Origin of the sequence: uncultured Microbacterium sp. (genome assembly GCF_963528945.1) — a bacterium.
GTDB lineage: Bacteria > Actinomycetota > Actinomycetes > Actinomycetales > Microbacteriaceae > Microbacterium.
Window position 1 is genome coordinate 12,993 of sequence record NZ_CAURWX010000003.1, and the last position, 15,380, is coordinate 28,372.

Here is a 15,380-nt window from a genome sequence, read left to right on the forward strand (position 1 = left end):
CCCGAAGCAGAGGGGGTTGACGAGGACACCTCGACGATGCCATGAGGAGGGATCATGCCCGGAGGGCGTAACAACTCACTGAAGGACCCCGAGCTCTACGAGGAGCTCCGCGACGACGGAGCCTCGAAGGAGAAGGCCGCGCGCATCTCGAACGCCGCGGCCCGCGACGGACGGAAGAAGGTCGGCGCGCGCGGCGGGAAGAGCGGCGACTACGACGACTGGACCGTCGACGAGCTGCGCAAGCGCGCCAAGGAACTCGGCATCACCGGGTACAGCGGCAAGCGCAAGGCGGAACTCATCTCGATGCTGCGGAACCACTAGGCGACCCGGGTGGCACGCTTCGGCATCGAAGAGGAGTTCGTGCTCCTCGACGAGGACACCCTCGTTCCCCTCGTCGTCGTCGACGGCATCCACCAGCGGTTGCAGGGCCCGACGGGCGGCGGCCGCGTGATGGCCGAGTTCCTCACCTCGCAGTTCGAGTGCGTGACGGATCCCCTCGCCACCACGAGCGAGGCGCGCGCTCAGCTGAGCACGCTCCGCGGATTGATGAGCGCGCAGGCCGCCCCGGAGCGTGCGATCATCGCCGCCACCGGCACCCCCTTCGCGACCACGCGTCGCGTCTCGATCTCACCGTCGCCGCACTACGACGTCGTCGCCGCGCAACTGGCCCACATCACGCGCGGCCACGAGGTGAACGGCCTGCACGTGCACGTCGAGATCACCGACGACGACGAACGCGTGCGCGCGCTCAACCGGGTGCGCGGATGGCTTCCCGTGCTCTCCGCCCTCACCGGCAACAGCCCGTTCATCGAAGGACTGCCCTCGGGGTACGCGAGTTGGCGGAGCATCCTGATCCGTCGCCTGCCGACGTCGTGGTGCCCGCCGCTGGTGACCGACATCGCCGACTACCACGCGCACGTCGACCGGCTCATCGCCCTCGGGGCGATCGCGGAGGCGTCGTCGCTGGGCTGGGCCGCGCGCCTCTCGGATCGCTACCCCACCGTCGAGGTGCGCGTGAGCGACACCCAACTCGACGTCGACGACACGCTCTTCGCCGCCGCGCTCACCCGGGCGATCGTGTTGAGCGACGACGAGCGGGTGGCCCCCGGGACGATCGACGGCATCGACGCGTCGCTCTGGATGGCCGCGCGCTACGGCATGGACGCCCGTCTCGTCGACCCGACCAGCGACGGCGTCGCGGATGCCTGGGCCATCGCCGAGCGCATGCTCGACGCCGCGGGTCCCGTGCTGCAGGAGCACGGCGATGCCGAGTTCGTGGCGGAGCACCTGGCGAGGATCCGAGCCGACGGCACGGGTGCGCAGCGTCAGGAGAGGGCCTACGCCGAGGGCGGGCTGGCCGGGCTCCGCGCGCTGTATCGGGACGGGACGGCGGCACACGAGGGGTAGTTCCCGGGCGGGGGCTCCGGCGTGGGCGATGGAGGGGTTCGGCGTCGGTGGCCGGGCCCCGGGTCTGCGGGCCCGGCGTCGGTGGCCGGGAGTAATGTTCGCCTGTGAGTTCCTTCTCCCGCACGCAGCGTCTGGTCATCTCGATCGCGGTGCTCGCCTCGTTCGTGACGTTCCTCGACGGCACGGTCGTCAACGTCGCACTGCCGGCCATCAGCCGCGAGCTCGGCGGGGGCATCACCACCCAGCAGTGGGTCGTCGACGCCTACCTCATCACCCTGAGCGCGCTGATCCTGCTCGCCGGTTCCGTCTCCGACGCCTACGGGCGCGTGCTCGTGATGCGGGTCGGGCTCATCGCGTTCGGTGTCGCATCCGTCGCCGTCGCCGCGGCCCCCGATCCGCTGGTGCTCATCATCGCGCGCGCCGCGCAGGGGGCCGCGGGGGCGCTGCTCGTGCCGAGTTCGCTCGCCCTCATCACCGCGACCATGCGGTCGGACGTGCAGTCCCGCGCGATCGGCGTGTGGACGGCGTTCACCACCGCCGCACAGCTCGTCGGGCCGCTGCTCGGCGGGGTGTTCGTCGACTACCTGTCGTGGCGCTTCGTCTTCCTCATCAACGTGGTGCCCATCGCCGTCACCCTCGTGCTCCTGTCGCGCCTGCGGCTCGACGAGCGTCCGAGCGGACGCGGCGTCGACTGGTGGAGCGGGGCGCTCTGCGCGACGGGGCTCGGAGCCGTGGTCTTCGCCCTCATCGAGCAGCCGAACTACGGGTGGACGTCGCCGGTGATCTGGGTGCCGGGCGTCGTCGGCGCGGTGCTGTTCGCGTGGTTCCTGCTGCGGCAGCGCGGCTCCGGATCGCCCCTCATGCCGCTGTCGCTGTTCCGGGTGCGCGACTTCGGCTGGGGCAACCTCGCCACCCTCTTCGTCTACGCGGCGCTGTCGCTCAACGGTTTCGTCGTGGGCGTGTACCTGCAGCAGGGCGCGGGGCTGAGCGCGACCGCCGCGGGGCTGGCGAGCCTGCCGATGACGGTGCTGATGATCCTGGTCAGCTCGCGTGCGGGCGCCTGGGCGGGGCGGTGGGGTCCGCGCATCTTCATGACCGTGGGTCCGGCGATCATGGCGGTGGGCGCGCTCATGCTGCTGACCGTGTCGACGGACTTCGACTACTGGTGGCAGGTGCTGCCGGCGATGATCGTGATGGGCCTCGGGCTCGCCCTCACCGTCGCACCGCTCACCGCGGCGATCCTCGGGGCGATCGACCAGGAGCGATCGGGCATCGCCTCGGCCGTGAACAACGCCGTCTCGCGCGTCGCGGGTCTGCTGGTCGTCGCGATGCTCTCGACGATCGTCGGCGGATCGCTCGACCTCGGCGGCTTCCACAACGCCGCCTGGGTGACTGCCACGCTGCTCGTGCTCGGAGCGCTCGTGTCGTGGATCGGCATCCGCCGCAACCCCGCCGAGACCCCCGCCCCCGCCTGACCTGCCCCTGCCCCTGCCTGGGCCGCACGGTCCCGCAGATCTGCACGATCTCGCAGGGATACAGCCCAGAGGCTGCGACATCCCGCCGATCTGCGAGAGTATGCGCGACCGCGCGCGAGTTCGACAATCTGCACCATCACGCAGAACTGCTGGATCTCGCAGGGACACAACCCTGACGCTGCGACATCCCGCCGATCTGCGAGAGTCTGCACGAGCCCGCCGCCCCCCCGCTGCGGGATCGATGTGGGGCGGGGCACATCGATCCCGCGAGCGGGTCAGGAGCGGTGGCGACGGCGCAGGGCTGCGACGCCGGCCGTGGCGGCACCGGCGGCGACCAAGCCGCCCGCGAGCGCCAGTAGTCCGACGGGCACGGAGCCCCCGGTCGCAGCCAGGCCATCGGATGCTCCGGCCGAGCCCGCGGCACCACCATCGGCACCGCCCGCGCCGCCCGCCCCGTTGCCTGCTCCCCCGCCCGGGGTGCCCGGGGCGCCGGGGGTCCCGGGGGTCCCGGGCGTGCCCGGGGTTCCGGGGTCGACCGGCGTGCCAGGATCGGCCGCAGCGGCGACGGGTGCGCTCTCGACCGCCGCAGCGTCGAGCGCGGTCACGACCCACGTGTCGCCCACCGCGGCGGCAGCCGCGGCATCCGCGTCCGCAGCATCCGCATCCACCGCATCCGCCACACCCACCGGAAGCGTGAACGCGAGGTCGGCGGCGCCGCCGGCCCAGACCGTATCGACGAGCGTGCCTTCGCCGGCGACGATCTCGTCGGCGGTTCCCGTGCCGCGGTAGATCGCGTACTGCCGGGCTTCCGCCGTATCGCCCGCCTGCCAGGTGAGGCGGCCGTCGGCGACGGCGGCATCGACCGGGGCCGCGACCTCACCGTCGGACAGCCACGGCTTCGCCGGCACGATCGTCGGATGCGCGAACGCCTCGGCGCGGAGCAGCTCGATCGCGCTGTTCTTCGCCTGGTTCTTCGGCTGCTGGTCGGCGGGAAGCGCCGCGAGGTTGCTCGGCTTCATGTCGTTGTAGCTGAAGAGCACGCTGCCGTCGATGCCGTCGAGCTTCTGGTTGAAGCGGATCTGGTTCGGCACTTCCTCGGGGTTCATCCACGCGGCCTCCCACCCGCCGTTGTTCACGTGCTTGTAGAGCGCGTGCCCGACGTACACCTGGGTGCGACTGTCGGCGGCGGTGTCGCTCCACCACTGCGCGAGCTCGCCGTACGGCGCGGCCGCCTGGTCGAAGCTCCAGTAGATCTGCGGGGTGACGTAGTCGATCAGCTCGTCCTGCACCCAGCCGCGGGTGTCGGCGAACACGGCGCTGCTGTAGGTCTGTGACGAGCCGGTCGGCGTGTTCGATCCGGCGGGGTTCAGCGCCTTGTGCTCCCAGATGCCGAAGGGGCTGATGCCGAGCTGCACGGCCGTGCCCGCTTCGGTGTTGTGCGCGTCGACCGCGCCTGCGACCTGCTCGACGAGTCCGGTGATGTTGTCGCGGCGCCAGGCCTCGATGCCGGCGGCGGTGTCGGGGTATCCGGCGGTGAGGCCGAATTCCTCGAAGGTGGACCGGTCTTCTCCGGCCTGACCGAAGAACACGTTCACACCGTCGACCGTGATGCGGTACGGGTAGAAGTAGTCGTCGAAGTGGATGGCGTCGACGTCGTAGTTCTCGACGATCTCGGCGACGGAGGCGGCGACGTAGGCCGGAACCTCGGGCTGGCCGGGGTCGAGGAAGAGCTTCTCCTCGAACGACAGCACCCAGTCGGGATGCTGCACGGCGAAGTTGTCGTCGGCGAGGATGCCCGCCTCGTTCAGCGCCGCGATGTAGGCGGGGATCGAGAGCGCCTTCACCTCGTCGGCCGTCATGCCGAGGGCGGTGAGGATGGCGGGGGCCGTCATCTTCGTGTTCGTGACGCGGTAGGGGTTGAGCCAGGCGTGGAACTCCATGCCGCGCGCGTGGGTGGCGTCGACCATCTTCTTCAGAGGGTCGTATCCGGGGTCGGTGCCCTGCGGTCCGCCGAGGAACTCCGACCAGGGGTTGAGCGCCGAGGGGTAGTACGCATCGAGCAGCGGGCGCACCTGGAAGATGACCGCGTTCATGTTCCAGGACTCGAAGTCGTCGAGAACGGTGGCGTACTTCGCGTCGAAGTCCGCGGCATCCGCGGGCTTGCCGAAGTTGAGGTTGCCGATCGTGCCGACCCAGGCACTCGAGAAGCGGCGGTTCTCGGCCGCGAGCGACGTGGGGATCGAGACCTGCTCCCCCGAGCCGGGGTAGGTGTAGACCGGATCGGTGCCGTAGCCGTAGGCTCCGGCGGCGTCCTTCACGAACTTGTAGAGCGGCTCCTCGTCGGGAGCGGCGGCGGCAGCGGCGGTCGGGATGCCGAGCAGCAGGGCGGCGGCGGTCGCGGCGGCAAGGGTTCTTCTCGACATCGAGTCCTCGTTCACGTCGGTGTTCACGGCGATAATCTTTTCCACAACGAGCATTGTTAGTGGAACTAACTAACAGCGTGCCACAGCATCCGTGAGAAGGCCAGACCCCGCCGCCACCCCGAGACGACGAAGGGGCCCCGACCATCCGGTCGAGACCCCTCCGAGAAGACGTCGTCAGCTGACGGGGCTGAGCGTCTTCGCGATGTGCGTGTGCACGGCGGTCAGCCACGAGAGCAGGAACTCGGTGGTCGACTCGTCGGTCACCTCGCCGTCCTCGGTGATGAGACCCTCGCGCATGTGCACGTAGGCCTCGGGCTGCGCGAGCTCCGGCGACGCGAGGAACGAGAGGATCGAGCGCAGGTGCTGCTGGGCGACGGCGGTGCCGATGGCGCCGATCGATGCCCCGATCACGGCGGAGGGCTTGCCGGCGAAGCTGTTCTGACCCCACGGACGGCTCGCGGTGTCGAGGGCGTTCTTGAGCACGCCGGGCACGGAGCGGTTGTACTCGGGGGTGATCACGACGATGCCGTCGGATGCCTCGATGGCCTTCTTGAAGGCGGCGGCCTCGGCGGGGATCGCGCCGTCGTTGTCGGCGGAGTAGAAGGGCAGATCCGCGAGGGGGATCTCGGTGAGGTTGAGCCCGGCCTGCGGGGCGAGCTTGACGAGCGCCTTCGAGAGGCGGCGGTTGATCGAGGTCGACGAGATGCTGCCGACGAGGAACCGGACGTTGTAGGTGGTGGTCATGCGCGATCCTTCCGTTACATGCAGATGCATACACATCTAACCACTCCCACCCCCTCCCCTATTCCCCCGTCGGTTACTGTCCCCCTATGCCATCGCGGTCGCTCCCTCCCACCCCTTCCCGCTCCCGTCGCACTTTCTGTCGCCTGCCGGGCCGTCGGGCGACAGTTTTCGCGACGGGAGTGATGGTGGGAGTGGTGGGGGTGCTGGGGTTGGTGGGGTGCGGGACAGAGGACGGGGCGGCCGGGGCGGGCGGGGCGGGGATGCCGGGCGGGGCGCCGGACTACCAGCTCGGCGGCGCGTACGAACCCGCGGCGGGAGTGCGGATCGTGGGGCGCGATCACAGCGCGGAGCCCGCGGCGGATGCCTGGTCGATCTGCTACGTCAACGCCTTCCAGACGCAGCCCGGCGAACTCGACCTGTGGGACGACGACCTTCTGCTGCAGCGCGGCGGCGCACCGGTGTTCGATCCGGATTGGCCGGACGAGGCGCTCGTCGACACATCGGCACCCGAGAAGCGCGAGCGCATCGCGGCCCTCGTGACCCCGTGGATCGAGGGATGCGCGGACGCCGGCTTCGACGCGGTCGAATTCGACAACCTCGACTCCTTCACGCGGTCGGACGGCGCGCTGAGCCTCGACCACAACCTTGCCCTGGCGACCGTTCTCGTCGACGCCGCGCACGCCGCGGGCCTCGCCGCCGGACAGAAGAACGCCGCCGAACACGCCGAGGCCCTGCATGATCGCGCGGGCTTCGACTTCGCCGTCGTCGAGGAGTGCGCGGCGTACGACGAGTGCGACGCGTACACCGACGTGTACGGCGACCAGGTCGTCGACATCGAGTACACCGACGAACTGCCCCGCCCCTTCGCCGACATGTGCGCCGACCCCGCGTCGCCGGACTCCATGGTGCTGCGCGACCGCGACCTGCGCACCCCCGACGACGAGGGCTACGTGTTCGAGGTGTGCGCCGACTGAGGTTGCGGTCGACGGGACGTCCGGTCCCGCGCATCCGCCTTCCTCGACGGGACAGCCGGCCCCTGCATCCGCCCTTCCTCTGGCGACCGGAACACTGCCATGCTGTGCGCATGACCGAGACGACCGCGGCACGCGGCAACGCCTGGCAGCGCTTCTGGAACCGGGGCGGCTGGTGGAAGGCGCTGATCGCGGCCATCGCGTACCTCGCCCTCTACCAGGGCTTCAGCATCCTGGTCGTCGGCCCCGTCTGGGGAGGCGAGGTCGAGGCCGACACCTTCTCGACCCCGCAGAGCGTGTTCTTCGGCTTGTTCCTCCCGCTGCTCTTCGGCACGGTGGCGCTGATCGTGTTCGTCGGCTCACTCGACTGGTTCGGGCCGCTGTTCCGACGCCAGCCCGTGCGCGGACGGTGGTGGATGTGGATCGCCGTCGTGCTGGTGCTCCTCCCGATCGGCCTGCGCCTGGTCGGCATCGACTACGCGAGCTACGGGCTCCCCGTCGTCGCGCTGACCTTCGCCACCGGACTCCTCATCGGCGCCACCGAAGAGGTGCTGACGCGCGGCATCGCGGTGAAGCTCCTGCGTGACGCCGGGCATCGCGAGGTCGTCGTGGCCGTGATCTCGTCGGCGCTGTTCGCGTTGCTGCACGCGGTGAACATCTTCCTCGGCCAGCCCGTGCTCACCGTGCTCCTCACGATGGCGTTCACGTTCGGCTTCGGCATGATGATGTACCTCGTGCTGCGGGCGACGGGCAGCCTGATCTGGACGATCCTCCTGCACGGGCTGACCGACCCGACCACGTTCCTCGCCTCGGGGGGCATCGACGTGGCCCACGGCCCGACCGACCCGTTCCTCACCCTGGCCGGTCCGTTCAACCTGGTCTTCGTGGCCGCCGGGTTGCTCGCGCTGTTCTTCATCCGCGGGCGGGTCGGGAACGTTGTCAACCCGCGGACGGCAGGGCGACGGATGCCCCAGGCTGGAGCCTCGACAGGAAGGACTCTCATGAGTGACGACAGCACCGCGGGCCCGAGCGCCTACCCCGACCAGCGCAGCCCGTACGACGCCGCCGCGGATGCGGCCGCCGAGCCCGCGAACGACGACAAGGTCTTCACGCCGGACGACGGAGAGGACGCCGGCCCCGACGACACCGACGGTCTCGACCAGAGCCCCAGCCTGCGCCGCTAGGTCCGTCTCCCCCCGCCCCCGTCTCACACACGGATGCGGGATCGATATGTCAGGCCCAGGGCCGATTTAAGAAGACATATCGATCCCGCATCGCGGGGTCCCGCATCGCGGGGTCCCGGCCAGGGGCCGGGCGGGGGGTGCTCAGATGCGGTCGTCCTCGACGACCGTCGTCGTGCCGCGGGTGCGGCTGCGACGCGAGACGAGCAGGATGATGCCGATGATCGCCGTGATGGCGCCCGCGGCCATGAGGATGTAGCCGACGAGGTCGAGGTTCACCCAATCCACCTGCACGTTGAGGGCGAACGCGAGGATCGCGCCGATGACGAACAGGACGATTCCGGTTCCGATGCTCATAACGTGTTCTCCTTCCGGCGTCCCACGACGCCGTCGACCCATGGTGGCGCTCCCACCTCGCTCACAGGAAGGGGTTGACACGGCGGCATGGAGCATCCGGGCCGTCTCGTCAAGTCCCTTCAGACGGCGGCTCCGCGCGCGCGAGACTGCGACAGATCGATCCGACAGGAGCTCGCAATGTCTGCATCCGCCCCCACCCTCGACGCGCTCACCGGTGTCGGAGCGCCCCCGACCGGCGACGACGCCGTTCGCCTCACCCCGCGCGGCCCGCTCAGCGCCGCCGTGCTGAACCGCCTCACCGATTCGGCGCACGCCGGTGTGCGCCACGGCATCCCCCTGGCTGTGCAGGCCGCCGACGCGCTCGACGCGGCCGACGAGATCGTGCGCGACGACGACGTGCAGTTCGCACTCTTCCTGCTCTACTCGTCGTCGTACGGCTCGCTCCCCCAGCTCGACGCCGAGCTCGAGTGGGACGCCGAGCTCATCGAGGCCCGCCGCGTGCTCGAAGCGGGATTCGAGAGCGAGCTGCGCGCGACCGTGCCGGTGCCCGAGCTCCCCGAGCCGACGGTGGATGCCGTGGGCCGCGCGCTCTTCGCCCTCGCCGCCGCCGACTCGGGCCCCAGCCTGTCGCGCTTCATCGCGAAGAAGGCCACGCGCGAGCAGGCGACCGAGATGCTCGTGCAGCGCTCGGTGTACACCCTGCGCGAGGCCGACCCGCACTCGTGGGCCATTCCGCGGCTGACAGGTCGGGCGAAGGCCGCGCTCGTCGAGATCCAGTCCGACGAGTACGGCGGCGGGCGGCCCGACCGCGTGCACCAGAACCTCTTCGCGGCGGCGATGCGAGCCGCCGGCCTCGATGCGAGCTACGGCGCCTACGTCGACGACGTGCCGGCCATCACCCTCGCGTCGTTCAACCTCATGTCGTTGTTCGGCCTGAACCGCCGACTCGTCGGCGCCATCGTCGGTCATCTCGCCGCGTACGAGATGACCTCGTCGATCCCCTGCCGGTTGTACGCCGACGGGCTGCGCCGGCTCGGCTTCGACCACGACGTCGTGCAGTACTTCGATGAGCACGTCGAGGCGGATGCCGTGCACGAGCAGATCGCCGGACGCGACCTCGCCGGCGCGCTCGCCGAGGACCGCCCGGAACTGCTCGACGACATCTTCTTCGGCGCCGCCGCGTGCCTCACGGTCGACGGGTGGATGGGCGGGCACGTGCTCGACGCCTGGACCGCCGGGGAGTCGTCGCTGCGCGGGGCGGGTGCGAACGCGAGTGCGGGTGCGGAGGGCGCGTCGTGAGTGCCGACCGCGAGCGGGCGACCGTGACCCCGTACCCCGACGGGCCGCTCCTGGTGCGCGGCGACATCGAACTGCGCCGCGCCGACGGCGAGGTGATCGAGACGACGCGCCGCACGGTCGCCCTCTGCCGATGCGGTTTGTCGACCATCAAGCCGTTCTGCGACGGCACGCACAAGGCCTCCGGGTTCCGCACCGACGACGAGCTGCTGTAGCCCCGACGGCGTCCGCCACCTGCACGGAACCTCCCCACCTGCACGGAGGATTCGACGGATGCTCCGTGCATCCGTGCGAAGTCCGTGCAGCCGACCGCGGGGCCCCGCCGCCGTCACCTGCACGGAACCTTCCCGCCTGCACGGAGGAATTCGACGGACGCTCCGTGCATCCGTGCGAGGTCCGTGCAGCGGGCCGGTGCGCCCCGCCGCCGTCACCTGCACGGAGCCTCCCCACCCGCACGGAGGACTCGACGGATGCTCCGTGCATCCGTGCGAAGTCCGTGCAGCTGGCCGCCGCGGGGGCACCCCGCCGCCGGGCAACGGGCGACCGGTGGGGACCGGCGACGTCAGCCGGCGAGGGTCGCCAGGTGCCGGTCGAGCACGGCCGCGACGCGGGCAGCCTCGTCGGGCTCGCGACTCCAGAGCAGCTGCAGCGCGAGACCGTCGAGCAGGGCGTGCAGGCGATCGGCCTCGGCCTCAGCCTCGGCATCCGTCATCGCGCCCGCGGCGCCCGACCGGGCCAGCTCGCCGAGTGCGAGAACGCACACCCGTCGCACCCCGTCGCTGAGCTGTCGCACCGACTCCTGCAGCGAGGCGTCGGTCAGCGCGAGACTGCCGAGCTGCATCTGCACGATCATCTCGGCGCGCCGCGTCTCGTCGAGGGGCAGCACCTCCCGCAGAACGGCGCGCACGAGCGGCAGCCCCTCCCCGGAATGCGCACGGATGCGGTCGCCCACCACCTGCTGGATCCGGTCGAGGCAGAACGAGCGCAGCGCGGCCTGGGTCGGGAACGCCCGACGGAGTGACGCCGTCGCCAGCCCGGCCTCGTCTGCCACCTTGCGCACCGAGAGTCCGGCCAGTCCCTCACGGGCGAGCACCCGCCACGCCGCATCGCCGATCTCGCGGTCGCGTTCGGCGTGATCGATCAGTCGGGGCATCCCCTCACCGTACCGGCGCCGCCTGTGCGGCCGGCTTCTTCGGCCACAGGGTGTAGCTGATCGCCCAGATCAGGTCGATCGCCACGACGATGCCGAGGATGCGGAAGAACCCCAGCAACTGCTCCGTGCGAGCGGGGTCGCCGACCAGGAGGATGAGCCCCCCGAGGATGCCGGCGGCGATCGCGGCGGCGAGCAACGTGCGCACGACGTCCTTCCAGCACGCCGCCGTGTACGCCCATCCACTGAGCGGCACGCGGGGAGGGGCTCCGTCGAATCGCGTCGCGAACTTGGCATCGAGCCAGGCGATCATGCGGTGCCCGTAGGCGATCGAGATGCCGATGTAGAGCGCGGCCAGCCCGTGGTGCCACGACGCGGTGCCCCCGCCGAGCAGGTCGACGGCGACGAGTCCGAGCAGCACCACGTCGATGACGGGGGCGGCGATGAGCAATGCGGCTCCGAGCCGCGGCTTGCGAGCGATGTACCGCAGCGAGAGCCCGGCGATGAGAGCGAGCCAGAACCCGATCTCGCAGGCGATGATGGCGGCGAGGATCATGGGCGGGAGCATCCGTTCGTGGTCATGCATCCAAGTTAGCACGCACGTGCTAAAACGATCACGTCGTGCGATCTGCAGGCTCCGCGGCGAGATGCAGGCGCGACGCGAAGGCACACGCCTGCGGATGCTCGTCTCGCCTGCAGATCGCACCGCCGGGTGACGCGACGGCTGGCCGCGGCGGCGGAAGGCCGACGGGCGTCAGGCGCGCGGGGCCGCCGTCGAGGCGCGGACGATCAGCTGCGAGTTCAGGGTCGCGACGTCGCCGAGGGCCGCGCCGCCGATCGCCTGCAGCAGCAGGTCGACCGCGAGCGCCCCGCACCGCTCGATCGGCATCTGCACCGTGGTGAGCCCCGGGGTCACCGCTCCGGCGAGGTCGATGTCGTCGATGCCGACGATGCTGATGTCGTCGGGGCACGTCACCCCGAGCTCCGACATGCCCGCCTCGAGCCCGAGGGCGACGAGGTCGTTGTAGGCGACGACGGCGGTCGCCCCGCAGGCCGCGGCGAGCGCAGCGGCCGCACGCCCCCCTTGGATCGAGGCGGCGTGGTGGCTGAGGCGGGTGAGGCGGATGCCGTGGCGCTCGCAGGCTCGCGCGATGGTGTCGAAGCGCCGCACGTCGGCCCAGGACCCGCGCGGCCCCGAGGCGTAGGCGATGTGCGCGTGCCCCAGCGCGACGAGGTGCTCGACGGCCTGGGTCGGCCCGTACTCGGTGTCCATGACCACGCAGGGGACCCCGTCGATCACGCGGTTCGCGATGACGGCGGGAGTGCGCCCGATCAGGGCGCGCACTTCGTCGTCGGGCAGTCGGGGGGAGCACAGCAGGATGCCGTCGAGCTTGCGGGCCTGCTCGATCTGCTCGCGCTCGCGACGGAGGTCTTCGTCGGCGTCGAACAGCACGATGCGGTGGCGCCCGTGCCACGCCTGGCCCTGGATCGCCTTGAGCAGCATGCCGTACACGGGGTTGGCGACGTCGGGCACGAGCACGCCGATGGTGCGGGTGGCGGTGGCGGCCTGCGCCCCGACGTAGCCGAGGTCTCCGGCGGCTTCGAGCACGCGGCCGAGGGTGTCGGGGGCGAGGCGGTCGGGTTCACCGAAGGCGCGCGAGGCCGTGGCGATCGAGACGCCTGCGCGCTTCGCCACGTCGGTCAGTGTCGCCGCCATGTCCACCCCTCCGGTTCGCCGCAATCCTATGTCACGGCGCCTCACATGAAAGAGAGTTGACAAGTTTGTACAAATCGCTCACACTGATTTTCATGACGATCAACGCCGATCTCCGGATCCTCGTCCGCGCCACCCCCGCCGCGGTGGCCCCATCGGCCTCCCCCACCGGCGCCGGCATCCTGCACCTCGGTCTCGGCAGCTTCCACCGCGCTCACCAGGCCGTGTACACGGCCGCGGCGCTTCAACAGCAACCGGGCGACTGGGGCATCGTCGGCGTCGCCTCCCGCTCCCGCGCGATCGTCGACGGCCTCCACGCCCAGGACCTGCTCTACTCCGTGGCCACGATCTCCCCCGCCGGCACGACCCTCGCGATCCCCGGCGTGCACACCGACGCCTTCGTCGGGGCCGAGCAGCCCGACCGCGTCGTGACGCAGCTCGCCGACCCGGGCATCCGCATCGTGACCCTGACGGTCACCGAGAACGGCTACAGCTACTCGGCCGCGACCGAGCGCCTCGATCTCGACGACGCCGGCATCCGCGCCGACCTCGCCGGCGGCGCCCCGCGCACCACCATCGGACAGCTGGCCCGCGGCCTGCAGGCGCGCACCGCGAGCGGCGCACCCCTCTCGGTGCTCAGCTGCGACAACCTCGCGTCGAACGGCACGCACACCGAGAAGCTCGTGCGGGAGTTCCTGCAGGCGCTGCCGCACGGCGAGGCCGACGAGACGCTCGCCTTCCTCGATGCCGCCGTGACCTTCCCGTCGAGCATGGTCGACCGCATCGTGCCCGCCACCACGGCGGCGCTGCGCGACGAGGTCGACACGCTCCTCGGCGCGCGCGACGGTGTGCCCGTGCCGGCCGAACCGTTCACCATGTGGGCGATCGAAGACCGTTTCGCCGCCGGCCGCCCGGCCTGGGAGGCGGGCGGCGCCGTGTTCACCGACGAGGTGGGCCGTTACGAGCAGATGAAGGTGCGGCTGCTGAACGGCACGCACTCCCTCATCGCCTACCTGGGGGCCCTGCGCGGCGCCGAGACCATCCCGGCCGCCATCGTGCAGACGCCGATCGCCGCCGCCGCCCGCGCCCTGATGCGCGGCGAGTACGAGCCGTCGATCGAGATCCCGACCGGGGTCGACATCCGCGCCTACGAGGCCGAGCTCTTCGAACGATGGGCGAACAGCGCCCTCGGTCACCGCACCAGCCAGGTCGGCTCCGACGGATCGGTCAAGCTGCGTCAGCGCATCCCCGAGCCGGCACTGCTGGCCCTGGGCCAGGGGCGGATGCCCCACCTCATCGCCCTCACGGTCGCCGGCTACCTGTCGTGCCTCGCCCCGCTCGCCGGGTTCGAACCCGGACCGCATGCCGCGGCGATGACCGACCCGGCCCGCGAGCGGCTCGCCGCGTTCGCCGGCTCGGTGCGCGACGGCGCAGAGCTCGCCCGCCGCGTGATCACCGACCTGCAGCTCTTCGGCTCGGCGCTGGCGCACCAGGACGCGTTCATCGCCCGTGTCGGTCAGCTCGTCGACACCATCCACCGCAGCGGTGCCGACGCCGCCCTCGCCGACGCCACCTCGGCCGCCGAAGAGGGCATGCTCGACACACGCACCCCCACGAAGGAGACCCGCTGATGAAGTCGCTCGTCATCCACGGCAAGGAAGACATCCGCTGGGAGGACCGGGATGCCCCGGAGCCCCGCGACGGCGAGGTGCGGCTGCGCGTCGGTTTCGTCGGGATCTGCGGATCCGACCTGCACTACTACTTCCACGGCGCGAACGGCGAGTACACGATCCGCGAGCCCCTCGTGCCCGGCCACGAACTCTCCGGCGTCGTCGATCTCGACCCCTCCGGTCGCCTGGCCCCCGGCACACCCGTCACCGTGCACCCGGCCCGCTACGGCGCCTCGGTGCCCGGCCTCGAGGAGCGCCCGCACCTGCGCCCGGGCGGCGACTACCTGGGCAGCGCCGCCGCCGATCCCCACCGTCAGGGCGGGGCATCCGAGCTGCTCATCGTCGAGGACCACATGGTGCGCGTGCTGCCCGCGGGGCTCCCGCTCGAGCGCGCCGCCCTCGCCGAGCCGCTCGCCGTCGCCCTGCACGCCGTCGGTCTCGCGGGCGACATCAGCGGTCGGCGCGTGCTGGTGATCGGTGCCGGCCCGATCGGTCTGCTCGTCGTCGCGGCCGCCGTGCACGCCGGTGCCGCGGTGGTCGGCGCGAGCGATGTGCGCGCCGAGCCGCTCGACCGCGCGCAGACTCTCGGCGCCACCGAGGTCGCCCTCGTCGGCCGCGACACCATCGACCCCGAGTCGTACGACGTCGTGTTCGAGTGCTCGGGCGTCGGTGCGGCGCTCACCCAGGCCGTGCGCGCCGCGCGCCGTGCCGGCACGGTCGTGCAGGTCGGGATGCTGCCGAACGCCGAGATCGGCGTCAACCTCGCCCCGATGCTCGCGAAGGAACTCACGATCCGCGGGGCCTTCCGGTTCTCGACCGAGATCGACGACGCGGTGCGTCTGCTCGCCGAGTCGGATGCCCTCGACCCCGTCGTCTCGCACGTGATCCCGGCATCCGATGCCGTGCGCGCCTTCGAGCTGGCCCGCGATTCGTCGGCCTCCGCGAAGGTCCTGCTCTCCCTTTAGCATCACCCGCCGCCCCGCGGCACCCAC

General features: G+C 71.2%; 15 protein-coding genes. 9 read left to right on the forward strand and 6 right to left on the reverse strand.

Annotated elements, in window-relative coordinates:
• The first annotated feature begins 54 nt into the window (after positions 1-54).
• The 3 genes from RWS82_RS09975 to RWS82_RS09985 all read left to right on the forward strand — a co-directional run bounded on the left by RWS82_RS09975 (position 55) and on the right by RWS82_RS09985 (position 2,882).
• Entirely contained in the window at positions 55-321 is a 267-nt protein-coding gene (locus tag RWS82_RS09975) for a Rho termination factor N-terminal domain-containing protein (protein WP_314649561.1), read from the forward strand.
• Between the two features lie 9 nt (positions 322-330).
• Positions 331-1,407, forward strand: a complete 1,077-nt coding sequence (locus tag RWS82_RS09980; RefSeq protein ID WP_314649564.1) for a YbdK family carboxylate-amine ligase — start codon at positions 331-333, stop codon at positions 1,405-1,407.
• Positions 1,408-1,511: 104 nt separating this feature from the next.
• Positions 1,512-2,882: an MFS transporter gene (locus RWS82_RS09985; RefSeq protein WP_314649566.1), complete on the forward strand. Its 1,371-nt coding sequence runs from the start codon at positions 1,512-1,514 to the stop codon at positions 2,880-2,882.
• 275 nt (positions 2,883-3,157) lie between these two features.
• On the opposite strand, the gene RWS82_RS09990 is transcribed toward RWS82_RS09985, so the two are convergent.
• Positions 3,158-5,332: a family 10 glycosylhydrolase gene (locus tag RWS82_RS09990; protein WP_314649569.1), complete on the reverse strand. Its 2,175-nt coding sequence runs from the start codon at positions 5,330-5,332 to the stop codon at positions 3,158-3,160.
• Between the two features lie 147 nt (positions 5,333-5,479).
• A complete protein-coding gene (locus tag RWS82_RS09995; protein WP_314649571.1) occupies positions 5,480-6,049 on the reverse strand; it encodes an NADPH-dependent FMN reductase in 570 nt (189 codons plus the stop codon).
• 182 nt (positions 6,050-6,231) lie between these two features.
• On the opposite strand from RWS82_RS09995, the gene RWS82_RS10000 reads away from it, so the two are divergent.
• Positions 6,232-7,023 carry an endo alpha-1,4 polygalactosaminidase gene (locus RWS82_RS10000; protein ID WP_314649574.1) on the forward strand — a complete coding sequence of 264 codons (792 nt, stop codon included), beginning with the start codon at positions 6,232-6,234 and terminating at the stop codon, positions 7,021-7,023.
• 110 nt (positions 7,024-7,133) lie between these two features.
• Complete coding sequence (locus tag RWS82_RS10005) at positions 7,134-8,204, forward strand: CPBP family intramembrane glutamic endopeptidase (RefSeq protein ID WP_314649577.1); 1,071 nt, start codon at positions 7,134-7,136, stop codon at positions 8,202-8,204.
• 141 nt (positions 8,205-8,345) lie between these two features.
• Here RWS82_RS10005 and RWS82_RS10010 read toward each other — a convergent pair whose 3' ends face one another.
• Positions 8,346-8,558, reverse strand: a complete 213-nt coding sequence (locus tag RWS82_RS10010; RefSeq protein ID WP_314649580.1) for a DUF6458 family protein — start codon at positions 8,556-8,558, stop codon at positions 8,346-8,348.
• A 177-nt stretch (positions 8,559-8,735) separates the two neighbouring features.
• On the opposite strand from RWS82_RS10010, the gene RWS82_RS10015 reads away from it, so the two are divergent.
• Both RWS82_RS10015 and RWS82_RS10020 read left to right on the forward strand, forming a co-directional pair.
• Entirely contained in the window at positions 8,736-9,857 is a 1,122-nt protein-coding gene (locus RWS82_RS10015; RefSeq protein ID WP_314649582.1) for an iron-containing redox enzyme family protein, read from the forward strand.
• Entirely contained in the window at positions 9,854-10,069 is a 216-nt protein-coding gene (locus RWS82_RS10020; protein ID WP_314649585.1) for a CDGSH iron-sulfur domain-containing protein, read from the forward strand. Before RWS82_RS10015 ends, RWS82_RS10020 begins: the two co-directional genes overlap by 4 nt.
• Before the next feature lie 347 nt (positions 10,070-10,416).
• Here the strand turns inward: RWS82_RS10020 and RWS82_RS10025 are convergent, their stop codons facing one another.
• The 3 genes from RWS82_RS10025 to RWS82_RS10035 all read right to left on the reverse strand — a co-directional run bounded on the left by RWS82_RS10025 (position 10,417) and on the right by RWS82_RS10035 (position 12,721).
• Positions 10,417-11,007, reverse strand: a complete 591-nt coding sequence (locus RWS82_RS10025) for a TetR/AcrR family transcriptional regulator (protein WP_314649588.1) — start codon at positions 11,005-11,007, stop codon at positions 10,417-10,419.
• Positions 11,008-11,011: 4 nt separating this feature from the next.
• A complete protein-coding gene (locus tag RWS82_RS10030; protein ID WP_314649590.1) occupies positions 11,012-11,560 on the reverse strand; it encodes a hypothetical protein in 549 nt (182 codons plus the stop codon).
• 198 nt (positions 11,561-11,758) lie between these two features.
• The gene (locus RWS82_RS10035) at positions 11,759-12,721 is read right to left on the reverse strand and encodes a LacI family DNA-binding transcriptional regulator (RefSeq protein WP_314649592.1); all 963 of its coding nucleotides are present in this window, start codon (positions 12,719-12,721) and stop codon (positions 11,759-11,761) included.
• A gap of 92 nt (positions 12,722-12,813) precedes the next feature.
• Here RWS82_RS10035 and RWS82_RS10040 point away from each other — a divergent pair, with 92 nt between their 5' ends.
• Both RWS82_RS10040 and RWS82_RS10045 read left to right on the forward strand, forming a co-directional pair.
• On the forward strand, positions 12,814-14,349 hold the full coding sequence (locus RWS82_RS10040) for a mannitol dehydrogenase family protein (RefSeq protein ID WP_314649594.1): 1,536 nt from the start codon (positions 12,814-12,816) through the stop codon (positions 14,347-14,349).
• Entirely contained in the window at positions 14,349-15,353 is a 1,005-nt protein-coding gene (locus RWS82_RS10045; protein ID WP_314649597.1) for an L-idonate 5-dehydrogenase, read from the forward strand. Before RWS82_RS10040 ends, RWS82_RS10045 begins: the two co-directional genes overlap by 1 nt.
• Positions 15,354-15,380: the final 27 nt, after the last annotated feature.

Excerpts from the sequence above, each read along its gene's own strand:
- RWS82_RS10040 (WP_314649594.1), top strand. The coding sequence starts at position 12,814 with ATGACGATCAACGCCGATCTCCGGATCCTCGTCCGCGCCACCCCCGCC.
- RWS82_RS10035 (WP_314649592.1), bottom strand. The coding sequence starts at position 12,721 with ATGGCGGCGACACTGACCGACGTGGCGAAGCGCGCAGGCGTCTCGATC.
- RWS82_RS10025 (WP_314649588.1), bottom strand. The coding sequence starts at position 11,007 with ATGCCCCGACTGATCGATCACGCCGAACGCGACCGCGAGATCGGCGAT.
- RWS82_RS10015 (WP_314649582.1), top strand. The coding sequence starts at position 8,736 with ATGTCTGCATCCGCCCCCACCCTCGACGCGCTCACCGGTGTCGGAGCG.
- RWS82_RS10010 (WP_314649580.1), bottom strand. The coding sequence starts at position 8,558 with ATGAGCATCGGAACCGGAATCGTCCTGTTCGTCATCGGCGCGATCCTC.
- RWS82_RS10045 (WP_314649597.1), top strand. The coding sequence starts at position 14,349 with ATGAAGTCGCTCGTCATCCACGGCAAGGAAGACATCCGCTGGGAGGAC.
- RWS82_RS10030 (WP_314649590.1), bottom strand. The coding sequence starts at position 11,560 with ATGATCCTCGCCGCCATCATCGCCTGCGAGATCGGGTTCTGGCTCGCT.
- RWS82_RS10005 (WP_314649577.1), top strand. The coding sequence starts at position 7,134 with ATGACCGAGACGACCGCGGCACGCGGCAACGCCTGGCAGCGCTTCTGG.
- RWS82_RS10000 (WP_314649574.1), top strand. The coding sequence starts at position 6,232 with ATGGTGGGAGTGGTGGGGGTGCTGGGGTTGGTGGGGTGCGGGACAGAG.
- RWS82_RS09975 (WP_314649561.1), top strand. The coding sequence starts at position 55 with ATGCCCGGAGGGCGTAACAACTCACTGAAGGACCCCGAGCTCTACGAG.
- RWS82_RS09995 (WP_314649571.1), bottom strand. The coding sequence starts at position 6,049 with ATGACCACCACCTACAACGTCCGGTTCCTCGTCGGCAGCATCTCGTCG.